Below are 20,910 nucleotides of genomic sequence, written 5' to 3' on the forward strand. Positions count from 1 at the left end.
CGGGCCTTCGCCCGCGCTGTGCGGCCCTCGCCGCAGGGAGGGCTTGTCGCCGCCGGATGAGAAGGGACCGCAGCGACGCTGCGGGTCCAACAGGCGATGCTCCGGATCAAGCACGGAAGTGAGCCGACGGGCCCCGGGCGGATTACGCCAAGCCCCTCCGGCCGGCCGCCGCTTCGGGTTCACGCGACGCTCCGGCTCCGGCACCCGCACTCGGCAGTTCGGGAGGACAACCGGTGGCCGACTTCTCCACCTCCGAGGAAGGTATCTCGCAACATTTACCACCGCCAGAAGAAATATATAAACATTGGGTAACCGATGCGACATCCGCGCACCCGTGAAATATCCACCCCTCCCTCTTGCCCGGAGCGCCGTTCGGCTAGAGACTGCTTACACGTGTTAACGCATATCGTCCAGGGGTGGGTATGAAGCTGAACGTTCACGAGCACGGCGAGGGCGACAAGGTGGCCCTGCTGATCCACGGAGGAATGTCGGACCATCGCACCTGGCACGCGGTGGAGGGCCGGCTGGTGGACCAGGGCTACCGTGTGGTGGCCCCCGATCTGCGCGGCCACGGCCGCAGCGACCGCGGGGAGTACCGTCCGGAGCTGCTGGCTGACGACCTGGTCGAGAATCTGCCGGCCGGAGCCGACGTGGCCATCGGGCACTCGCTGGGAGGGGTGTCGCTCTCGCTGGCAGCAGCGCGCCTGAAGCCCAAGCGTGCCGTGTACTGCGATCCTGGTTTCCGCCTGGGCGCCCTCGCCGCCGAGGCTTTCGCCTTCATGCGGGCGATGGTCGATGAGGCAAGTCCGGAGAGCGTGCGGCTCGCGAATCCTCGTTGGTCCGCAGCGGACGTGGAAGCGGAACTGGCCGGGTTCGCACTCTTCGACCGCGCCTTCCTGGGCAGCGTCGCAGGCTTCGACGGGGACTACCTGCCCTTGGCGCCGGCGGTGCCCTCACTCGTCCAGCTGGCCGACCCCAGCTTGACGATCGACGCCTCGGCAGCCGAGCTGCTGCGCGAGCGGGGCTTCGATGTCACCGTCGTCGCGGGAACCGGACACTGCATCCACCGCGACGACCTGGACGCCTTCATGGCCTCTCTGAAGGGCTGGATCTGATGCCACGGACTGCGGCGTTCCCGCCCGGGAACGGTCCGGTCCCGGCGCCCCCCTCGCTGCGCCGGGACCGGGTGACGCCGCGTCACTTCGACTGCGGCGCCGGGCTGGGAATAATAAAGTTACACGTGTTGATCGAAAAACTTTGAATACGTTTTCGCTCGTCCTGTTCCACTGAATGTCCGACTATGCCTGGGGAGACTTGTCCCCGAGGCCGGTGACTTTCCGTACGTGTAGCAAGCTCGGTTCGGCGAGCACTGCGTGCAGCCGCAGAAACACCTTGCGCGCGGCAACGGCGTTCCAGTCCGCGGGGAGCAGTTCGGTGGGCAGGCCGGGGTCGAGGTACGGCAGTCGACGCCACTGCGTGAGCATCGGCACGTAGTGGCGGAATGCCTCCGTCGTGTCGAGGTCGCTCTGCCGCCTCAGCCGTTCGGCGACCGGTGCGTAGGTCTCGGTGAACGCGGCGTACTGCGTCTGGATCGCCGGGAAGTCCCACCAGGTGCTGACGGTGGTGCGCAGGTCGCTGAATGCGGCGTAGTCGGCGGCGAAGAGGTGCACGTAGTCGCTGAGTCCGAGGCGGACGAGCGTGCCGCGGGCGTCGTCGAGGATCCGGCCGGGCGCCAGCCAGACGCCGGGGGCGATGTTCCCGAAGCCCAGCCAGGTCAGCCGGGTGCGCAGCTGGTAGCGGTGGGAGCGCTCGGACTCCGGCACGGAGAAGACGGCCATCGCCCAGCCGTCGCTGAGGTCCGCGGGTTCCAGGCTGCCGAAGATGCGCCGGTCGCCCTCGTCGAAGACGGGCAGGACGGCCGGGCTGAGCCGGTATCCGGTGGCGCCCTGCCGCTCGGGCTCCAGGATGCCCTTCTTCTTCAGCCGGGAGATCGCCGAGCGCACCGCCGGGCTGTCGACGTCCAGTTCGGACATCAGGGTGATCAGGTCGGCGATGGAGATCCATCCGCCGAGGCGGCGCAGGAATGCTCCGTAGACCGTGTTGATCAAAGAGCTGGGCCTGATGGGGCTGTCCGACATGATCGCCTTCCGTCGTGTGCGGTGGCGATCCTACCGACCCCTGCAGCCATGCCACGGCCCCGGGATCCGGGTGGGTGGGTGCTGTGGTGCGATGTCCGCCGTCCTGCGGGGGCCGGCGGACAGGAAGGTCATTCCCCGGCTGTCTACTGCTGCGCGAGCGGTGTCTCCGCGTAGGCGCCGGACAGCAGGTGGCCTGCACCGGGAGCGATCGCGGGGAGGTCGAGGGCGCGCAGCATCTGGTGGGCGGTGCAGACCGCTGCGGACACCACGGGCTTGCCCAGGAGTTGCTCGGCTTCTTCGATGGCTCCCAGGGAGGGCATCTGGACGCAGGCGGAGAGCACGACGGCGTCGGCGTCGGCGTAGTCCAGGGCGCGGGCGAGGCCGGGCAGGTTGCCCGGGTCGTGGGCGGCGACGTCGAGGTTGTTGGGGATCTCCAGGGCCTGGTAGTCGAGGACTTCGATTCCTTCGTGGGTGAGGTAGTCCACGACGGTCTTGGTGAGAGGGCGCATGTAGGGGGCGATCAGGGCGATCTTCTTCGCGCCGAGGGTGTGCAGTCCGTGGACCAGGGCTCCCGCACTGGTGACGACGGGGGCCGGGGCGCCGTTCTCCACCGTCCGGGTGTGCAGGCGCTCCTCGGAAGTGCGGTGGTAGCCCAGGCCCATGCTCATGATGGCCACCAGGCAGGCGTAGCCGAGCACATCGACGTGGGCGTCGGAGAGTTCCACGGCGCACCGGTCGGAGTCGGCGTCCATGGCCTTGAGCTGCTCGGGCGTGACATGGGTCATGCGCATCCGGCTGGAGTGGAAGGTGAAGCGTTCCGGCGCGATGGTGTGCCTGGCGCGCAGGATGGCCGGCACTTCGGTTTCCATGGTGACGTTCGAGCTCGGCACGATCTGGCCGATGCGATAGGTGCGGTGCGACACGTCAGACTCCTGGTTACGGGGGCGGGGCGGTCAGCGGGCGTCGATCACGGGGTTGGTCAGCGTGCCGATGCCTTCGACGGTGGCTTCGACCGTGTCGCCGGGGGTGAGGAACTCCGGCGGGACCATGCCGGCGCCGACGCCCGAGGGAGAGCCGGTGGCGATGACGTCGCCGGGCTCCAGGGTCACGCCCGAGCTGATGTCGGCGATGAGGCGGGCAATGGGGAAGAGCATGTGGCGGGTGTTCGACTTCTGCTTGGTCACGCCGTTGACGCGCAGCGACAGGTCCAGGTCCATGGGGTTCGGCACATCGTCCGCGGTGACCACGGCGGGGCCGAAGGGTGCGTAGGAGTCCTGGCCCTTGGAGAAGAACCACTGGCCGGAGCGGCGCTGGTCGCGGGCGCTGATGTCATTGACGATGCTGTAGCCGAAGACGTGGTCGAACGCGTCCGCCTCGCTCACGCGGTAGGCGGTGCGTCCGATGACGACGGCGAGCTCGCACTCCCAGTCCAGCTGGGTCGTCAAGTCAGCGTTGTGCAGGATCGGCTGCCCGGGTCCCGTGACGGCGGTGGCGGGCTTGCTGAAGAGGACCGGGCGAGGGGGCAGTTCCTTGTCCGTGTCCAGGCTGCGGCTGGACTCCTCGACATGCTCGACGTAGTTCAGCCCGACACCGATGATCTTGCCGGGGCGCAGCGGGGCGCGCAGCGTCACCTCTGCGAGCTGGTGAACGGCCTCGGCCGGCCAGTCGGCGGAGTCGCTGTCCAGCAGGCGCTGCGCGGCCTCGCGGGCGGCGTCACCGGCCTGGATGAAGGACAGCAGGTCGCCGGGCAGTTCAACGCCGGCGTGAGCTGCCAGCGCGGCGAGGTCGACCACGCAGTCGTCGACCTGCGCGCCCAGGCGGTTGGGCGAATCGTTGTGGGTGTACGTGAGCAGACGCATGGCGTTCCTCGCTGAGGGGGACGGCTGAAGGGGCAGCCGTCCGGGATTAAGGGGACCGGTCGGCGGTGGAGTGTCAGGTCACCCCACCGCCGGCCGGGACCGGGGAGCGGTGCAGGGCAGGAAGGCCGCCCCCGGCTTGATGCGCCGCCGTACCGGTACCGGTGTCAGGGCCGGCGGATGCCGTTACGGCGGCGCGGTCTTGGGGGTGTTCTAGGCGGTGGGCTGGTGCCCGCCGTTGTCGGTGTACGCCTCTTCCCGGAAGAAGCCGAGCGAGCGCATCACGGGGAAGTCGTTGAAGGAGAACAGGCAGGCGTCCTCCGACTGGTCGAGGTTGGTGTGTTCGTGCCAGGCCCAGGACGGGACGCAGAAGATGTCGCCCTGCTTCCACTCGAAGCACTGTCCGGCGATCACCGAGACCCCGTGGCCCTTCGCGGCGGTGTAGATGACCGATCCGGTGTGGCGGTGGGCCCGGGTGGCCTGGCCGGGTCGCAGGAGCTGCATGTGGGCGCCCATGGTGGGCATGACCGAGCCTCCGGTGACCGGGTTGGTGTACTCCGCGATCACTCCGTCGTACGGGGATCCCTCGCTGGCCTTCGCCAGGTTGCGCAGGGCCTCGTAGGTCGGCTCCCACGGGTAGGCGAGGAGCGGCGAGTAGGGCCTGGTCCACTTCTCCACGCCGTACGGCAGCAGGTTCGCGCCGTAGGTCAGGACCGAGGAATTGATGACCTTGCCAGGTGTCTGGTAGAGATCGGGGTGGACCTCGTAGAAGCCGGCGTCCAGCGCGTTGACCAGGGGAATGTCGAGGCCGTCCTGCCAGATGACGGGGGCGTCGCCGGACTCGTTGCCGTGCTCGTGCCAGGTGCCGTTCGGGGTGATGGCGAAGTCGCCAGGACCCACCTTGAGCTTCTGTCCGTCCACGACGGTCCAGGCACCGGTGCCCTCGTGGACGAAGCGCAGGGCGGCGGCCTGGTGGCGGTGGGCGGTCATGGCCTCGCCGGGGCCCATGATCTGCAGGCCGGTGTAGAGGAGTCCGACGGCGGCGCTGACGTCCCTGCGGCCGGGGTTGACGAGCATGACGACGCGTCGCCCGGCGTCGTCGGCCTTGACCAGGTCGAGCGCCTTGTGGACCAGGGGCCGCAGTTCGTCGTAACGCCACAGGACGGGGACGGACTTCGGTTGCGGGTACCAGGGCTCGATGTCGTTGGCCACGGTCCACAGAGCGCCGGCCTCAAGTTCGGCCAGTTCGCCGTAGTACGCGGTGAGCTCGGGGGTGTCGGACACGCGCGCCCGGCCCAGCATGCTGTCGTCCTGCTCGGTGGTCATGCTTCCTCCTTCATGATGCCGGTGGTTTCGGTCGAAAGGGGTGCAGTGGTGGGTGCCGCATGCGCTGGATCAGTCGCGAAGGTCACCGGGGTGCGCGGCCGGTTGTCGACGTGGAGCTGGAAGACGTCGAAGCGGTTGTAGTGGCCGACGATGTCGTGCATCTGCTTGGGCTGGATGCACTTGGTCAGGTCGATCTCGGCGTAGACGATGCCCTCGTCGTCGATCAGTGGTTCGGTGACCGGCCGGCCGTCGGGACCGAAGATCCCGGACAGGGCGCTGCGGGGACGGGCGAGCATGCGCCGTACGTCCTCGTCGTCACCGGCGATGGTGTCGACGATCTCCGGGGAGATGGTCGAGCAGGCCACGACGGAGAAGACCTTGCCCTCGAAGCTGTGGGCGGCGGTACGGACCGCGATGGCGTCCGCCATGTCGTAGTCCTCCGGGGCAACCGGCAGGGCGATGTAGCTGGAGGCGTGGACCAGTTCACCCTGGGCGAGGAGGGTGAAGCGCGCCAACGTGTTGGTGTTCTCTCCGCAGGCGAGCACGCCGAGCGGCCCGACGGGCGTGTGGTGGACTCGCAGGGAGCTGCCGTCGCCGCCGGTCCAGGTGAGTTTCTCGGCCCAGGTGGGCACCAGTTTGCGGTGTACGCCGAGGAGTTCTCCGTCCGGGCCGATGGTGAGCAGGGTGTTGTAGAGAACACCGAGGCTGTGCGGGCCTCGCTCGTTGACCCCGATGACGAGAACGACGCCGTGTTGGCGGGCCGCCGCCCGCAGTGCGTCCACGTGCGGGCCGGGGACGTCGATGGATGAGCGGTAGAGGCGTTCGAACCACGGGGAGCCCTGGACCGGGTTCATGGTCCAGTTCCAGTACGGGTAGCCGGGGACGAAGACCTCGGGAAAGACGATCAGCGAGGCGCCGTTGGCCGCGGCCTCGCCGATGAGGGCGATCGCCTTGTCGACGGTCGCCGCGGCGTCCAGGTAGACGGGGGCCGCCTGGACGGCCGCCGCGGTGAAGCGGGGCAGGTTCTCCATCAGTTCCTCCTCGGGCCTGCTGGTGCGGGACGGTTCATGTCAGCGGCCGGCCGCCGCGGGCACGGCGGCGGCCTCTCCGTGCGGAAGCCAGCGCTGGTGCACGGGAGCGGGAGGTTGGCGGAGCAGCTGGAGGCGGGGCGGGATGCGGTCGGATCGGGCGCCAGGAGGTCTACCGCTGCCTGCCTTCCAGGACGGGGGCCAGGGCGCTCCGGGGCCGGTGTAGTTCTGGGCTGCCGCGGCGTGCAGGGTCCACAGCGGGTCATGGAGCTGGGCGCGGCCGACGGCGCACAGGTCGGCCCGGCCGGCCAGGATGATCGAGTTCACGTCGTCGTAGGTGGAGATGGCACCGACCGCGATGGTGGGGACGCGGGTGGCGTTGCGGACCAGGTCGGCGTAGGGCGTCTGGTAACTGCGGCCGTACCGGGGCCGCTGGTGGGCGACGACCTCCCCGGTGGAGACGTCCACCGCGTCCGCGCCGGCGTCGGCGAGGGCGCGGGAGATCTCGACGGCGTCGGCTTCGCTGGTTCCGCCTTCGGCCCAGTCGGCGGCGGAGATACGGACGACGAGCGCCTTGCCGGCGGGCCAGACCGCCCGGACCGCCCCCAGCACTTCCAGCGGGAAGCGCAGCCGGTTGGCCAGGGTGCCGCCGTAGGCGTCGGTGCGCACATTCGTCAGCGGTGAGAGGAACCCGGACATCAAGTGCCCGTGGCCGTACTGGAGTTCAAGGGCGTCGAATCCGGCACGGTGGGCCCGTTGGGTGGCGGTGACGAAGTCGATGGCGATGCGGTTCAGGTCTTCACGGGTGGCTTCGCGCGGCACCGTACTGGCCGGATCCCAGGCGAGGGCGGAGGCCGCGACCAGCGGCCATCCGCCGGTGCCGAGCGGGGCGGAACTTCCGTCCCGGCGGGGCGTGCTGGTCGCCGCGCGGCGGCCGGCGTGGGTGAGCTGGATGCCCAGGCAGGTGTCCGACTGCCGGTGGACGAAGTCGGTGATCCGCCGCCAGGCGGCCTCCTGTTCGTCGGTGTACAGCCCCGGGCATCCGGGGGTGGCCCGCCCGTTGGGGCTGACGGCCGTCATTCCCGCGAAGACCAGGCCGGCTCCACCCAGGGCCTGGGTGCTCAGGTGTACGAGTTCGAAGTCGCCGGGCACCCCGTCGCGTGCCGCGTACAGCGCGGTGGGCGGCACGACGACCCGGTTGCGCAGATGCAGTCCGCCCAGCTGGAACGGGCGGAACATCGGCGGGACGGGGCCGCCGGCGGGCAGGGCGTGCGGTGTGTCTGCCGCGGCGTGCCAGGTGTCGACGTCGGTGGTGAATTCCTCGTCGCGTACGCGCAGGTTGTCGTAGGTGACGCGGCGGCTGCGGGTGAGCAGGTTGAACGCGAACTGGTGCGGATCCTGACCGGTGTAGCGGCCGACGTTCTCGAACCACTCGAGGCTGGCCTGGGCGGCGCGCTGAGTGGATTCGACGACCGGCCTGCGTTCGGCCTCGTGTGCGGCGAGCGCGGCGGGGACGTCGGGGTGTTCGTGGAGGCAGGCGGCCAGGGCGAGCGAGTCCTCCATGGCGAGCTTGGTGCCGGAGCCGATGGAGAAGTGGGCCGTGTGGGCGGCGTCCCCGAGCAGCACGACGTTGTCGTGGCGCCAGGTCCGGTTGCGCACGGTGGTGAAGCGGATCCACTTGGAGTTGTTGGGGATCAGGCGGTGGCCGTCGAGGTGGCCGGCGAGTATCTTCTCGCACAGCCTGATGCTGTCCTCGTCACTGGCACCGGGCGGGAAGTCGCCGGCGGCGAACTTGTCGAAGCCCGCGCGCCGCCACGCGTCCTCGTCGATTTCGACGATGAAGGTACTGCGGGTGTCGTCGAACGGGTAGGCGTGCACCTGCACGGTGCCGAAGTCCTGCTCAGCGACGATGAAGGTGAAGGCTTCGAAGACCTTGTCCGTGCCGAGCCACATGTAGCGGCAGTTCCGCTCGTCGAGGTCCGGTACGAAAGTGTCCGCGTAGGTGTCCCGGGTCGCCGACCGCACCCCGTCGCAGGCCACCACCAGGTCGTATTCGGCGGCGAGTTCCTCGACGGGTGGTGCCTGGGTGCGGTAGCGGACGTCCACGTCAAGGGCAGCGCAGCGCTCCTGCAGGATCTGGAGCAGGCGCTTGCGCCCCAGGGCCGCGAAGCCGTGGCCGCCCGAGGTCAGGACCTGACCCTTGAAGCGAACGTCGATGTCGCTCCAGCGTGCGAAGTCCGCGGACATGGCTTCAAAGACTTCCGGGTCGGCCTGCGCGATGCCGTCGAGCGTCTCGTCAGAGAACACCACCCCGAAACCGAAGGTGTCGTCGGGCGCGTTGCGCTCCCAGACGGTGACCTCCCATTGCGGGGAGAGCTGCTTGGCCAGGGCCGAGAAGTACAGCCCGCCGGGCCCTCCTCCGATGACTGCTACGCGCACGGCGTTCCTCCTAGTGGTTCCTGGGAACAAATATACTGTAATTTCCACGACCGTCAAGAAAGCTATATACGACCTGGAGGCCCCCGCCCTGGTCAGGCGAAGAGCTCGGGGGCCTGCGGTCCGGCCTTGGTGAGGACTTCACGCACGTCATCGGGCCAGGGCGTCGATCCAGTGGCACGGGCAGCGGAGTGAACGATCGACATGCGGCCGGTGGCGGCGGTTCCCTCCCCTTCGCCGCGGACGGAGAAGGCGTAGTGGAGGGAGCTGGTCCCCACCTTGGTGATCCGCAGTTCGGTGCGGACGGTCTCCCCGAACCACAGACGCGCCTGATAGTCGGCCTCGAAGTGGACCCGGGGCGTGCTGCCGAAGAGGTGGGCCAGTCCCAGGCGCCGCAGCAGGACGGCCTCGGCCGCCTCGACCCAGCGCACCACGGTGGAGTGGTGGTAGTGCCCGGCCGCGTCGGTGTCGGGCCACTCGACCCGCCGCTCGATGACGACACTGGGCAAGTTCTGCTCGGGGACGTCCGCGCATCCGGCGGCGCAGCTGCCCGCCGGGGAGGAAGTCTGCTGCGGGCTGTGGCTGTTCATGGTGGTGCCTTTCGCCTGGCCGGACGGTGCCGACTTCGGGATGCACGGCAGGTGGGAGCCGAGGACGGGGGTGCGGCAGCGGGTCTAGTCGGCTGCGGCGTGGGCCTGCTTGCGCAGTTCGCTGCGCTGCAGCTTTCCGTTGCTGGTGCGCGGCAGTTCGGTGACGAACTCGATGGCGCGGGGGTACTTGTAGGGCGCGATGGTCCGCTTGACGAAGTTCTGGAGTTCCTTGACGGTCACCTCGTCGGCCGCGACCTCGGCGCGCAGCACCACGTACGCCTTGACGAGCATGCCTCGCTTGTCGTCCGGTGCGCCGACGACGCCGCATTCCTCGACGTACGGGTGGGCGGCGAGCGCCTTCTCGACATCGGGGCCGGCGATGTTGTACCCGGAGGAAACGATCATGTCGTCACTGCGGGCCACGTACCAGAAGTAGCTGTCCTGGTCGCGTATGTAGGTGTCTCCGGTGATGTTCCAGCCGTCCTTGACGTACGTCGTCTGGCGCGGGTCCGACAGATACCGGCAGCCGGTGGGGCCGGTGACGGCGAGGAGACCGGGCTGCCCGTCAGGCACGGGCTCGCCTTCCTCGTTCACCACCATCGCCCGGTAGCCGGGGACGGGTCTGCCCGTGGCACCGGGGCGTATGTCCTCGTCAGCCGCGGAGATGAACACGTGGAGCATCTCGGTGGCGCCGATGCCGTCGATGATGCGCAGTCCGGTGGCGGCGTGGAACTCCTCCCACACGGCCGCCGGCAGCGCCTCCCCGGCTGACACGCACCGCCGCACGCCGGCCAGGCGGTCCACCGCTCCGGCAGCCATGATCGCCCGGTAGGCGGTGGGGGCGGTGAAGAGCACGGTGACGCCGTGTTCCGCTACGAGGTCGGCCAGCTGTTGAGGAGCAGCCTGCTCGATGAGCAGGGTTGCCGCCCCCACATGCAGGGGAAAGACGACCAGTCCGCCGAGGCCGAAGGTGAATGCCAGCGGCGGCGTGCCGGTGAACACGTCGTCCTGCCGGGGCTTGAGGACATGACGGGAGAAGGTGTCGGCGTTGGCCAGCACGTCCCGGTGGAAGTGCATGGTCGCCTTGGGGCGCCCCGTCGTACCGGAGGTGAAGGCGATCAGGGCCACGTCGTCGGCGGAAGTGCCGACGTTGGCGAACTCACCGTCCTTGGCGGCGCAGCGCATTGCCAGGTCCTGCTCGCCGGGGCCGCCGTACGCGAGCACGGCGAGGCCGGGGGTGTCAGCGGCGGTGAGCTCATCCAGGTAGCGGTGGTCGCACACGGCGACGACCGGCCGGCTGATGTCGTGCAGTTCGGCGAGTTCGGAAGCACGCAGCAGCGGCATGGTGGTGACGGCCACTCCGCCGGCCTTGAGCACTCCGAACCAGGCGGCAACGAGCCAGGGGTTGTTCGGCCCGCGCAGCAGGACGCGGTTTCCGGGTCGGAGGCCGAAGTCCTCGGTGAGCACCTGAGCCACCTGGTTGGCGCGGTGCAGCAGTTCGCCGTACGTCCACCGCTCCGAGGGAGTCAGCAGACAGGGGCGATCCGCTCCCCAGCGCTCGACGGCGTCATCGAGCAGGCGCTGGGCGCAGTTGAGCCGGGCCGGATAGACCAACTCCGGCAGGTCGAAGTGGAGTTCGGGCCAGAGCGGGAAGGGCGGGAGCCGGTCACGGCAGAACGTGTCGACATGCGCAGATGGGGAGAGCTCCATGGGGCGGCACCTCAATCTCGGGGCAGCGGGGAGGGTGAAGCCAGTATCTCGATAATCTGACGTCAGTCAATCTTTCGCGATACACGCTAAGGAATCCGCTGGTCAGAGCGCCGGAAGCCGTACCCGCACAGTCTTTCCGTGGTCATGGGGGAGTACTGCCAACGCACCGCCGGCCTCGATGACCAGGAGATTGACGATCATCAGGCCACGGCCGCTCTCGGCATCCGGGTCGACTTCCGGCGCGGCGCACAACAGGGAAGGGTCCCCGTCATCGACCTCGAGCTGCAGTTGACCGCCATCCAGCGTCACGGCGACGCGCAGCCGCTCGGTCACGTCCCCGGCGTGCTGCACGGCGTTGGAGGCCAGTTCACTGACGGCCAGCAGCAGTACGTCCGCGACGTCGGGGGTAACGCGCCAGCCTTCAAGAACGGCGCGCAGCCGCGCCCGGACCTGGGGGACAGTCGCGACGGTCGGCGACAGCGCCCAGCGGACGAACGAAAGCCGGGGCGCGACGGGTGGACGGAGGGCTGCCCCGGCTGGAGAGGTGGGGGCGGGTTGAGAGCTGGCGGTGAGCATGACGGGCTCCCGGCACGGAAGGGCGACAACGCCGGGATAGCTCGTGTAACCAGCCGACAGACCGGCTGCATGGATTGGCTAATTTGAGCGTTCCTGATGTCGCAAGAGTTAGTGTTACACGTGTAACATGATGCTAAGCGCCTTCCCTCGCCAGCGCAAGGCATTTCGGACAAACGCTGCGAACTTCTCCAGGAACCGCCTGCCCGGGCAGCCGGACGGGCCTCCTGCTGCCTTCGCACGGTCCTTACCGTCGCGCTCGGCGAGGGCATCACTGGATCACACCGATTGAAAAGGGACGGATATGACGCAATCGCTTCCGGCCGAGCTCGACCTGGGATGGCCGCCGCCCCCCTTCCTGGCCCCCGTACCGCCTGTCGTCACGGAAGACGGCGTGCGGCGCTTCGAAGGAGTCACCTACGCGACCACACCCGGGTACCGGCCCCGCCTGCTCGATGTCCACGTCCCCGCGGGCGGCGGGCCGTTCCCCGTCGTCGTCTGGATTCACGGCGGAGGCTGGCTGGAGGGCGACCGGCGCTACCCGCCGCCGACCATTCCCGTCGACCTGCTGCACGGTTCGGTCCTACGGTCCGGGCTCGCCCTCGTCTGCGTCGACTACCGGCACAGCCTCGAGGCGCCGTTCCCGGCGCAGCTCCACGACGTGAAGGCCGCGATCCGCTACCTCCGGCGATACGCCGACACCTTCGGCATCGACACGGACCGGATCGGAGTGTGGGGCGAGTCGGCGGGCGGCCATCTGGCCGCGCTCGCAGGACTGGTCAGACCCGACGGCCCTGACGGCGTCGCGCTGGAGGGCATCGAGGGGGTCGTCGAGGAAGACAGCGCCGTCCAGGCTGTCGTGGACTGGTACGGGGTGTCCGAGGTGGCCTCGCTGCACGCGCAGCCCTTCCCGCCGCCGTCCCCGTCCGGGATGCTGCCGCCGCCCCCGTCCGGGATGGAGTTCCCGAATCCGTACACCGCTCTGCTGGGCGGCACCGCCGAGGAGCACCCGGCACTGGCGGCGGTCGCCAGCCCTGTCACCTACGCGGGCGGGGAAACTCCCCCTCCCTTCCTCCTGGTTCATGGAACGCAGGACGGCCTCGTGCCCTACAGCCAGAGCGAAGTGCTCGCCGAAGCGCTGAAGAGCGCCGGAGGTGACGTCACGCTCCAGCCCGTGGACGGCGCCGACCACATCTTCCTCGGCGTGGCGGACGTCACGCCGATCGTGACCGACAGCGCCGCCTTCCTCGCCCGACAGCTGTCTGTCTGACCGAACGCGGGCACCGGGGAGGTCCGCCACCGGACCCCCCGGTGCACGGGCGCCGCCCAGCGGCGCCCCTGCCCCCTCCCGGACTCGCACAAGTGGGTCCGTCTCCCCCACTCATGTACGGCCCCGGCGACGCACCGCGGCCGCGAGAGGCCCCCATGACCAACTCTTCGGCCACTGCCCCGGTGGCGCCCAGGCACCGTCGCTCCACCCCCGCTCCCCCGCGAGCCGGTGTGCTTCCCCTGGGAATCGTCTTCGTCCTGGCCACCGTGGTGATGGGCGTCATCGTCCGTGCGAATGCCGAGCAGCCGCCCTTCCAGAGCTTGGACGAGCGCTGGCTGACCTGGATGGGAGGCCCGCACGACGGCCTCTACGCGGCCGGCGCCGCCGTCCTCAACTGGTTCGGCGGACCCTTGGGCGTGGTGATCCCCGTCGCCCTGCTCATCTTCCTGATCGCGCGAAAGCGCTGGTGGTCGCTGCTCTACCTGCTCACCACTTACACGGCCAACATCGTCGTCGTACAGACCCTCAAGAACCTGGTGGACCGGCCTCGCCCGGAAAACCCGCTGGTCCGGGTGGACCACGGTTCCTTTCCCTCCGGGCACGTGGCCGGAACGGCGCTCCTTGTGGTGATCGTCGGTGCTCTGCTCATTCCGGCAGCCCGCAGACGTGCGTGGTGGCTGGGCAGTGCGGTCTTCACCGTGGCGATGATGTGGAGCCGCACCTGGCTCCACGCTCACTGGCTCAGCGACACTCTGGCCGGCGCCATGGCCGGCGCCGGCGTGGCCCTGCTGCTGTGGCGGGTCTTCGCAGCCCGGCTGGCCCGGGAAGGCAGCCGGCAAGCAGCAGCGCGGGCGGGAACCTCTCCTACGCTCCCGCTCGAAACTCAGGCACGCGTAGACCGCTGATCCGAGACCGGCTCAAGAGGACTTCCGGTGCACAAGGACGGCTTCCACACCGGGCACCGGGGGCGCCGTACCGTGCTCAATCAGCTCGTGAAGGGTATCGGCGATGCGTGCGGCCCTGGGAAGGTCCAGCCGGATGGTCGTCAGCGGCGGCCGCTGAAGAGCGGACAGCACAAGGTCGTCAGAGCCGACGACGGCCACGTCCTCCGGGATGGCGATGCCCTCGTCCTGGAGCGCGTGCATCAGCAAGGCGGCGTACTCGTCGTTATAGGCGAACACCGCGTCCAGGCCCAGGCCATGCCAGCGCTTGGCCAGCTCGGCGGCGGACTCCAGGCTGTAGGCCATCTCCACCGCGGTGACGGTCGCCATGTGCCGAGCGGCAACACCTTGTGCGCCGGCCAGGCGCGGGCGGGCGAAGGCGTCCAGGCCACGCTCCTGCGGCATGACCACCCCGATTCCGCGCCGCCCACGGGCGATGAGGTGTTCAGCGGCGACAGCGCCGATACGCGTGTCGTCGAACATGACCGTGTGGATGCCTTCCACCGGCTGGGCGGCGAACGCGAGCAGCCCCCGAGCGCCGGCACGGCGCAGGATATCCGCCGCTTGTGCGGTGAAGCGGTTGCCGTCCAGGGCGAGTACCGCTGCGGGCCGCAGTTCGGCCCAGGCCCGGGCAGCGGTAACCGGGTCGGGGAAGCGGCCTGCATGCAGCACAACGGTGTATCCGTGACGGTCGAGTTCACTGTGCAGATCGTCCAGCCATTCGCTGACCAGGCGTCCGATCGCCGAGACCGCGGAGGGCACCAGAACCAGGTTGCTGCGACCGGCGCGAAGGGAACGGGCCGCGGCGTGCGGCACATAGCCCAACTGCTTGGCCGCGTCCAGCACGCGGGCGCGGGTGGTGTCGCTGACCCGGTGCCCCTGGGTGTCATTGAGCACGAAGGACACGGTGGCGCGTGACACCCCTGCCAGGCGGGCCACGTCCGCGCTGGTGACCGGTGCTGGGTTGGTCGTGTCTTTGGGCATGACGTCCTTGATCGATTTCTCGCGGTCAGCAGACCGGCTCCACATCAAGGTTACACGCGTTAGTCACAATCGGGACACCATGCCACCCGCGCACCACCGGCCCCGAATGCATTCATCGCGCAGCGTTGACCGTCGCAACGATTGCTAGATACTTTGGGGCCTTCGCACACGGGTTCACCCCCTCGTTCACTCCACCCGCCCGGGCCGTTATCCCAGCCTCGCCGGATGGCCGCTCGCTCCGTGCAGGCACCCCGCTGCCCGGCCGCCTCGCCGCCCACCTGTACCGCGCTCCCATGCCCTTGCGGCGTGCTCCGGCCTGCTGCCGGCTCGCGGGAAACGCGCGCCTCGCTCCTCGTCGGGGCGGATGCGCCTCAGCGCCACCGAGACCCGTCCCTCCGCGCCGAGGCCGGAGGTGCCAGAGAAGGAGCCCGATGAATCCGAGCAGCCATGGCGAGTACCCGTCCGAGTGGCCCCCGCCCGTCGGCCTGACTCCGCTGTACGGTGCGGTGCTCGCGCAGGACATGCGTCACGTCTACGACCAGTTGCGGCGGTACTGGGGCCCGATCGCTCCGGTCGAACTCACTCCCGGAGTCGGGACCTGGCTGGTGCTGGGGCACCAGGAGGTGCTCGAACTCGTCTGGGACGAGCGGGCTTTCTCCAGCGACTCGCGGCACTGGAACGCGATCAACGAGGGCCTGATTTCCGCGGACTCACCGCTGCTGCCGATACTGGGCTGGCGGCCGGCGCTGTCCCGCACCGATGAGCAGGAGCACCGCCAGCAGCGGCAGGCGGTGACGGAGACGCTGGACCGCATCGATCTGCGGCGCCTGCGCATCGTGGTCAGGCAGCAGGCCGACGCTCTGGTGGACGGCTGGGCGGTGCACGGCACCGCTGATCTGGTGACTCAGTACGGCCACTCTCTGGTGTGGTCCGTCTTCACCCAGCTTCTCGGGCTCTCGGACGACTTCGCTCCCCGGCTGGATTCGTTGATCACGCGCATCGTCGACAGCGCCGAGGAAGCGGCCGACGCCGATGCGGAGTTGATGGAGGTCCTGCACCGCCTGGTTGCCGAGAAGCGCGCTGCTCCCGGCCCGGACCTCCCCTCGTGGCTGTTGGCTCACGCAGCCCAGCTGACTGATGCCGAGGTCGCACACAACCTTGCGGCCCTTCTCCTCGCAGGCACTGAGAGCAGCAGCAGCTGGATCAGCAACACGGTGCGGCTGCTGCTGAGCGATTCCGGGTTGATCTCCGCTCTGGCCAATGGGCGGCTGACCGTCTCCGACGCCGTCGACCGAGCGCTCTGGGCCGGCTCGCCGGTGCCGAACATCACCGGACGCTGGGCGAGGGCCGACGTCACCTTCGCAGGGTGCCGGATTCGCGCCGGGGATCTGCTCATACCGTGCCTGGCCGCCGCCAACACCGACCCCGGCGTCCAGGGTGCGGGGGACTCGGCCTTCGGCAACCGGGCGCACCTGGCATGGGGCACCGGCGCTCACGGGTGCCCTGCCAAGGATCCGGCCCGCCTGATCGTCGAGACGGCAGTGGACGTCCTGCTGCACCGGCTGCCCGAGATCCGCCCCGCCGTTCCCGACGCCGGTTTGCAGTGGCGGCCTTCCCTGTGGCGCGGCGCGCCTGCCGGACTGCCTGTGGCGTTCCCCGCGTTCCGTCCCGACGAGGACGCAGCCGCCCCGCCGGAGGCCCTCACCGTCATGCCGGTGCCGGAGGGGAGGCGGGACGACAGCGCCCCGACGGGCGAACTCGCGCCGCAACGATGGGGCTGGTGGGATTCCATGGGCGGGTGGTAAGGGGCAGAGCAGGAAGATCGGTCCCGAAGGGGTCGTCAGCTGCTTGCCGGGGAGCGTGCACGAGGGCGGTTTAACTCGATCGTGTGATGGTCGGCTTCCGGGCTTGCGGCGTCCTGGGCCGTCCGGGTTAACGTGATCGTGTGATCTGGGACGCCGGGTACGGCGCCGGCGTGCGGGGCCCCCGCTCCACCGGAGTGATGGTTCAGGGCCTCCCCGTCGCATCTGGCCGTACCCATTTGGCCGGATCGCGCAGGGAACCGACCTCCCGGACCCGGACCACGCACAGGATGCGTGTCGCCGCCCCGGGGTTGAGTACGCCAGTGCGCCCAAGACCGTTCGGGGCGTGCGGCTGAGCGGACTCACTCCTGCTCAGTCCGGAGGAACGGTGTGGGCCGTCCCGGGACGGTAACGACCTGGGGGCAATAGCCCGCGGGCTCCCGACGCCTGGCACGCAGGCTCGCCGCGTTTCCGGAGCGTCCCGATAGCTCAGCTATCGGGACGCTCCGGCGCCTTGCGATCGCACGCACCAGACGCCGCTCGCTGATCCGCGCTCTATTACTCCCAGGTCGTAAGGGAAGCAACTGTCGCGGGAACCTGGTTCAGCCCACCCGCAGGCCGTGGCCGTAGGGGAAGACGGGGTCCACGGAGTCGTTGGGCACGTCCTCGTGGCCGGCGGCGAGGCTCTCCATCGAACGCGGCAGTTCGAAGGGCAGCCGGCCTTCTGCCTTCACCCGGCCGAAGAGCACGTTCAGCAACGCGGTGTCCGAGGCACCGAAGTTGGCCACGAGTGCTGCCGCCTGCTCAGCGATCTCCGGTATGACCGCCGCACGGTCCAGGAAGATGTCGACGACGGTGGGGACGGCGGCGGCAACCTCGAGGATCGGACGCAGTTCGTCCTCGGTGAAGTCGAGGCGGCCCGCACGGAAGAAGGGCTCGATGCCCGTGGTCCGCTTGTCGTGGGGGGTGACGATGCGCAGCACCGCCACATCCGCCTCCTCGGGGGTGGCCACCACGGTTGCGTACTGCGCGGCGACGGCGGGGGCGATGCCCTGCGTGTAGAGCCGGAGCCCGGGTGCCAGGGGCAGCACAGGTGCCGTCGCATCGTGCGGACGGTCCGTGAGAACCGTGATCGAGCGGCTCTGTGCGGCGAGTCCGGCCGCGGTGAACTCGCTGCTGCCGCAGACAGCGGCGGCGTTGTCGGGGTCCACGTACGGGTCGTCGAAGAGACCGAGGGTGAACTTCTCCCGCAGCAGACGTGCCACCGACGTGTCGAGTCGCTCCTGAGTCACTCTGCCGGTGCGTACGAGTTCCACGATGAGTTCCGGGGCCGCCTCGCCACCGAGCTGGTCGGCTCCGGCGTCGATGATGCGTTCCACCCGGGTGAGCCGGTCCAGCTGCTCGGCGCCCCACGCGCGGGCGGGGAAGGGCGCTCCGAAGATCTCCGTGTCGGTCACCAGGCCCCAGTCGGTGCAGACGATGCCGTCGAAGCCGTACTTTCCGCGCAGCAGGCCGGTGATGATGCCCTTGTTGAAGCCGAAGCCGATCTCCTCGTGCTGCGTGCCGACCGGCATACCGTAGTACGGCATGATCTGCGAGGTCCCGGCCTCGAAGGCGGCTTCGAAGGGGATCAGGTGGTAGTCGAAGTTGTCGCCGGGGTAGACCTGTTCGCGGCCGTAGGCGAAGTGGGCGTCCTCGCCGCCCAGCTGCGGACCGGCACCGGGGAAGTGCTTGGTCATCGCGGAGACACTGGTGGTGCCGAGGACCTCCCCCTGAAGGCCTCGGATGTAGGCACCGACCATGCGCGCGGCGACCTCGGCATCGGATCCGAAGGTGCCCACGACGCGCGCCCAGCGGAGTTCGGTGGCCAGGTCGGCCGTGGGGTGAAGGGCCAGGCGGATACCGACCGAGAGGTACTCGCGGCGCACGATGTCGGCGTACTCCCGCACAAGTTCCTCGTCGCCGATGGCGGCCAGGCCGGGGGGCTCGGGCCACATCGAGAATCCTTCGGTGCGCAGACTCGCGGCGACGTTGTCCAGGAAGCCGTGGCGGGGGTCGGTGGAGATGGTCACCGGAATGCCCAGGCGGGTCGCGGCGGCCAGGTCCTGGAGGCGGTTGTTCCACTCGGCTATGCGGCGCGGGGCTGCGGTGCCGAACAAGTTGAAGTGGTTCATGAGCTTGCCGGTGACCATGGCAGAGGTGGAGGCACGCATCGGGTCGTCGTCCGAATCCGCGGGATCCGGCTCCGCCAGGGTTCCGTCGGCGTTGATGCCGATCATGGTCTGGAAGAGCAGGCCCGCCTTCTCTTCCGGCGTCATGCGCTGCAGAAGATCGGCGACACGCTCGGCAACCGGCAGGCGGGGGTTCTCGTAGGGCTCCATGACGCCGTTGCCGTTCAGGTCGCGGAACGTCGTGCCGTCCGGGGCGGTGAGTGTGCGCGGCCGGGCCGCCGGGGTCTGTGACATGGGTGTTCGTTCCATTCCGTAGGTCGGGCAACGGCCCCGACAGGGCTCGGGGAATCCATCGGACGGTTGGCCGGTTGGTTGCGCCGTCATTCCGCCCGCGTGCGAGGGCCTCCAACGGCCGGTCCCGGGCGTCGGAGGCCCGGGACCGGCGTGGCCGCTGTCCCCAAGCAACGGCCGCCTCGATTGTTACACGTGTAACGCACGACGGGTAAGCCCCGGACTCTGTGGCGGAATGGCCCTGCGGCCCTACCGGGACGCGCGCAGGTGCAATTCCCGCGAGCCTCCGGCGGGGTCACTGGCGGCAGCCGTGACGGAGTCGAAGACCATCGTGGTGCGGGACTGGACGTCGTACCGGTCCCAGACCGGCAGGTCCGGGTGGTTGGGGTTTCCGGTCCGGATGAACGAGATCCACGCCTGGTGCATGGACTGCGCGAGGCCGTCGCGGGCGGCGGGCTCGATTCCTTCCAGGAAGGGCGCATGCGACCACTTGTCGAAGTTGTGGAAGACAAACGGCAGTTCCAGGCAGTGCGCGGCGGCGAGCCTGCCGTCGTACGCCGGGGTCGGGAAGTCGAACTGGTACACCCACACCGGGCGGCCGAGTTCCGCCCTGGCTTCGGCCAGTTCCACGCTGGGTACACGGAACAGCTCGTCGGAGATCAGGTCCATGAGTACGTCAGCGGGGCGGGCGCCGGGACGGGCCGCCTCGTAGGCGGCATACACCTCGGCCGCATCGTCCTTGAAGGTGTCCGCGATCCTGTTGATCACTTGGTCCTTGGTCGCAGCGGCGTAACCCTCGTCCAGCGCGAAGCCGAAGTTCGCTTCCTCCCGCGTCCAGCCGATCAGCACGTCGATGTCGGTTCCGGCGCCGTGGAGGAGTGTCTCGGCGGGGTGGCGGTGCAGTGTCACTTCGTCGCGTACGGGCAGGAACGGTGTGGGCCAGTAGCCCCATCGCATCGTTTGCCCGAACATGCCTACGGTCGCCTCGATCAGCTTGGGCCAGGGCAGGCGGCGCAGTTCCTCGATGTCCTTGGCGCCGGCCATCTCCAGGAAGGCAGCGGTGCGCTGCAGGCACTCGGCGGGGGCCGGGATGTGCAGGCCGAAGGGCGGGCTCTGCAGGACGGCTCGCTGGAAGAGGCCCTGGGCCTCGGGGTGGCCTGCCAGCGCCGCGGTGGATATCGCGCCGCCGGACTGGCCGGCGACGGTGATGCAGTCCGGGTCCCCACCGAAGCGCGCGATGTTGTCACGGACCCACCGCAGTGCGGCGAGCTGGTCGGTGAGCCAGAAGTTTCCGGCCTGCGCCTCCCCATCGCTCTCGGAGCCGAAGTACAGGTAACCCAGCGGCCCGATGCGGTAGTTGATGCTGACCACCACAAGGTCGCCGTTGCGGGCGAAGGTCTCGCCGGAGTAGTTCGGCAGCGAGCCGGATCCGGAGACGAAGCCTCCGCCGTGGATCCAGACCATCACCGGCCGGCCGGCATCATCGGCGGACGGCGTCCACACGTTGAGCGTCAGGCAGTCGTCGTCGAAGGGCGGAGAGCCATGCCCGCCGAGCACGGGGTCGCCGCCTTCCATGAACATCTGTGGTGCGCTCGGGCCGTCGACGGTGGCGTCTCGCGTCCCGCTCCAGCCCGGATGGGGCTGTGCCGGGCGCCACCTCAGGGCGCCGACGGGCGCCGCGGCGTAGGGCACACCCTTGAATACGGCGACACCGCCCTCGACACAGCCCTGGAGTCGGCCGGAACGCAGGTCCACGACGGGTGGGACCTGGCCGTTGGCAATGCCCATGAGAAT

The 20,910-nt window shown here is 69.3% G+C and carries 16 protein-coding genes; 4 read left to right on the forward strand and 12 right to left on the reverse strand.

Translation table 11 applies throughout. The annotated features are described in order from the left end of the window. Positions 1-422: 422 nt before the first annotated feature. Positions 423-1,115: an alpha/beta fold hydrolase gene (locus NLX86_RS10210; protein ID WP_254371300.1), complete on the forward strand. Its 693-nt coding sequence runs from the start codon at positions 423-425 to the stop codon at positions 1,113-1,115. Positions 1,116-1,298: 183 nt separating this feature from the next. Here the strand turns inward: NLX86_RS10210 and NLX86_RS10215 are convergent, their stop codons facing one another. From NLX86_RS10215 to NLX86_RS10255, 9 genes are all read right to left on the reverse strand, one after another. Continuing rightward, positions 1,299-2,138, reverse strand: coding sequence for a PaaX family transcriptional regulator C-terminal domain-containing protein (locus tag NLX86_RS10215; protein WP_254371301.1), 840 nt, complete (start codon positions 2,136-2,138; stop codon positions 1,299-1,301). Positions 2,139-2,281: 143 nt separating this feature from the next. After that, positions 2,282-3,007 carry an Asp/Glu racemase gene (locus NLX86_RS10220; protein ID WP_254371457.1) on the reverse strand — a complete coding sequence of 242 codons (726 nt, stop codon included), beginning with the start codon at positions 3,005-3,007 and terminating at the stop codon, positions 2,282-2,284. An 84-nt stretch (positions 3,008-3,091) separates the two neighbouring features. Further along, positions 3,092-3,997 (reverse strand): fumarylacetoacetate hydrolase family protein, encoded by a 906-nt coding sequence (locus NLX86_RS10225; protein ID WP_254371302.1) that lies wholly within the window; start codon positions 3,995-3,997, stop codon positions 3,092-3,094. Positions 3,998-4,207: 210 nt separating this feature from the next. After that, a complete protein-coding gene (locus tag NLX86_RS10230) occupies positions 4,208-5,320 on the reverse strand; it encodes a cupin domain-containing protein (RefSeq protein WP_254371303.1) in 1,113 nt (370 codons plus the stop codon). Beyond that, complete coding sequence (locus NLX86_RS10235) at positions 5,317-6,351, reverse strand: carbon-nitrogen hydrolase family protein (protein WP_254371304.1); 1,035 nt, start codon at positions 6,349-6,351, stop codon at positions 5,317-5,319. The genes NLX86_RS10230 and NLX86_RS10235 overlap by 4 nt, the downstream gene beginning before the upstream one ends. Before the next feature lie 39 nt (positions 6,352-6,390). Further along, positions 6,391-8,787, reverse strand: a complete 2,397-nt coding sequence (locus NLX86_RS10240; RefSeq protein WP_254371305.1) for a bifunctional salicylyl-CoA 5-hydroxylase/oxidoreductase — start codon at positions 8,785-8,787, stop codon at positions 6,391-6,393. A 92-nt stretch (positions 8,788-8,879) separates the two neighbouring features. Then, positions 8,880-9,374, reverse strand: coding sequence for a thioesterase family protein (locus NLX86_RS10245; protein WP_254371306.1), 495 nt, complete (start codon positions 9,372-9,374; stop codon positions 8,880-8,882). Between the two features lie 84 nt (positions 9,375-9,458). Then, positions 9,459-11,084 carry an AMP-binding protein gene (locus NLX86_RS10250; RefSeq protein WP_254371307.1) on the reverse strand — a complete coding sequence of 542 codons (1,626 nt, stop codon included), beginning with the start codon at positions 11,082-11,084 and terminating at the stop codon, positions 9,459-9,461. Positions 11,085-11,186: 102 nt separating this feature from the next. Next, positions 11,187-11,660, reverse strand: a complete 474-nt coding sequence (locus tag NLX86_RS10255) for an ATP-binding protein (RefSeq protein WP_254371308.1) — start codon at positions 11,658-11,660, stop codon at positions 11,187-11,189. A 301-nt stretch (positions 11,661-11,961) separates the two neighbouring features. On the opposite strand from NLX86_RS10255, the gene NLX86_RS10260 reads away from it, so the two are divergent. Next, a complete protein-coding gene (locus NLX86_RS10260) occupies positions 11,962-12,927 on the forward strand; it encodes an alpha/beta hydrolase (protein ID WP_254371309.1) in 966 nt (321 codons plus the stop codon). A 230-nt stretch (positions 12,928-13,157) separates the two neighbouring features. Beyond that, positions 13,158-13,832: a phosphatase PAP2 family protein gene (locus NLX86_RS10265; RefSeq protein ID WP_254371310.1), complete on the forward strand. Its 675-nt coding sequence runs from the start codon at positions 13,158-13,160 to the stop codon at positions 13,830-13,832. Positions 13,833-13,844: 12 nt separating this feature from the next. Here NLX86_RS10265 and NLX86_RS10270 read toward each other — a convergent pair whose 3' ends face one another. Then, positions 13,845-14,852, reverse strand: a complete 1,008-nt coding sequence (locus tag NLX86_RS10270; RefSeq protein WP_254371311.1) for a LacI family DNA-binding transcriptional regulator — start codon at positions 14,850-14,852, stop codon at positions 13,845-13,847. 431 nt (positions 14,853-15,283) lie between these two features. On the opposite strand from NLX86_RS10270, the gene NLX86_RS10275 reads away from it, so the two are divergent. Further along, the gene (locus tag NLX86_RS10275) at positions 15,284-16,657 is read left to right on the forward strand and encodes a cytochrome P450 (RefSeq protein WP_254371312.1); all 1,374 of its coding nucleotides are present in this window, start codon (positions 15,284-15,286) and stop codon (positions 16,655-16,657) included. 599 nt (positions 16,658-17,256) lie between these two features. On the opposite strand, the gene NLX86_RS10280 is transcribed toward NLX86_RS10275, so the two are convergent. Beyond that, the gene (locus tag NLX86_RS10280) at positions 17,257-19,119 is read right to left on the reverse strand and encodes a glycoside hydrolase family 3 N-terminal domain-containing protein (RefSeq protein ID WP_308409570.1); all 1,863 of its coding nucleotides are present in this window, start codon (positions 19,117-19,119) and stop codon (positions 17,257-17,259) included. Between the two features lie 246 nt (positions 19,120-19,365). Then, complete coding sequence (locus NLX86_RS10285; RefSeq protein WP_254371313.1) at positions 19,366-20,904, reverse strand: carboxylesterase/lipase family protein; 1,539 nt, start codon at positions 20,902-20,904, stop codon at positions 19,366-19,368. Positions 20,905-20,910 lie beyond the last annotated feature (6 nt).

Origin of the sequence: Streptomyces sp. A3M-1-3, assembly GCF_024213665.1 — a bacterium.
In the GTDB taxonomy this organism is placed as follows: Bacteria; Actinomycetota; Actinomycetes; order Streptomycetales; family Streptomycetaceae; genus Streptomyces.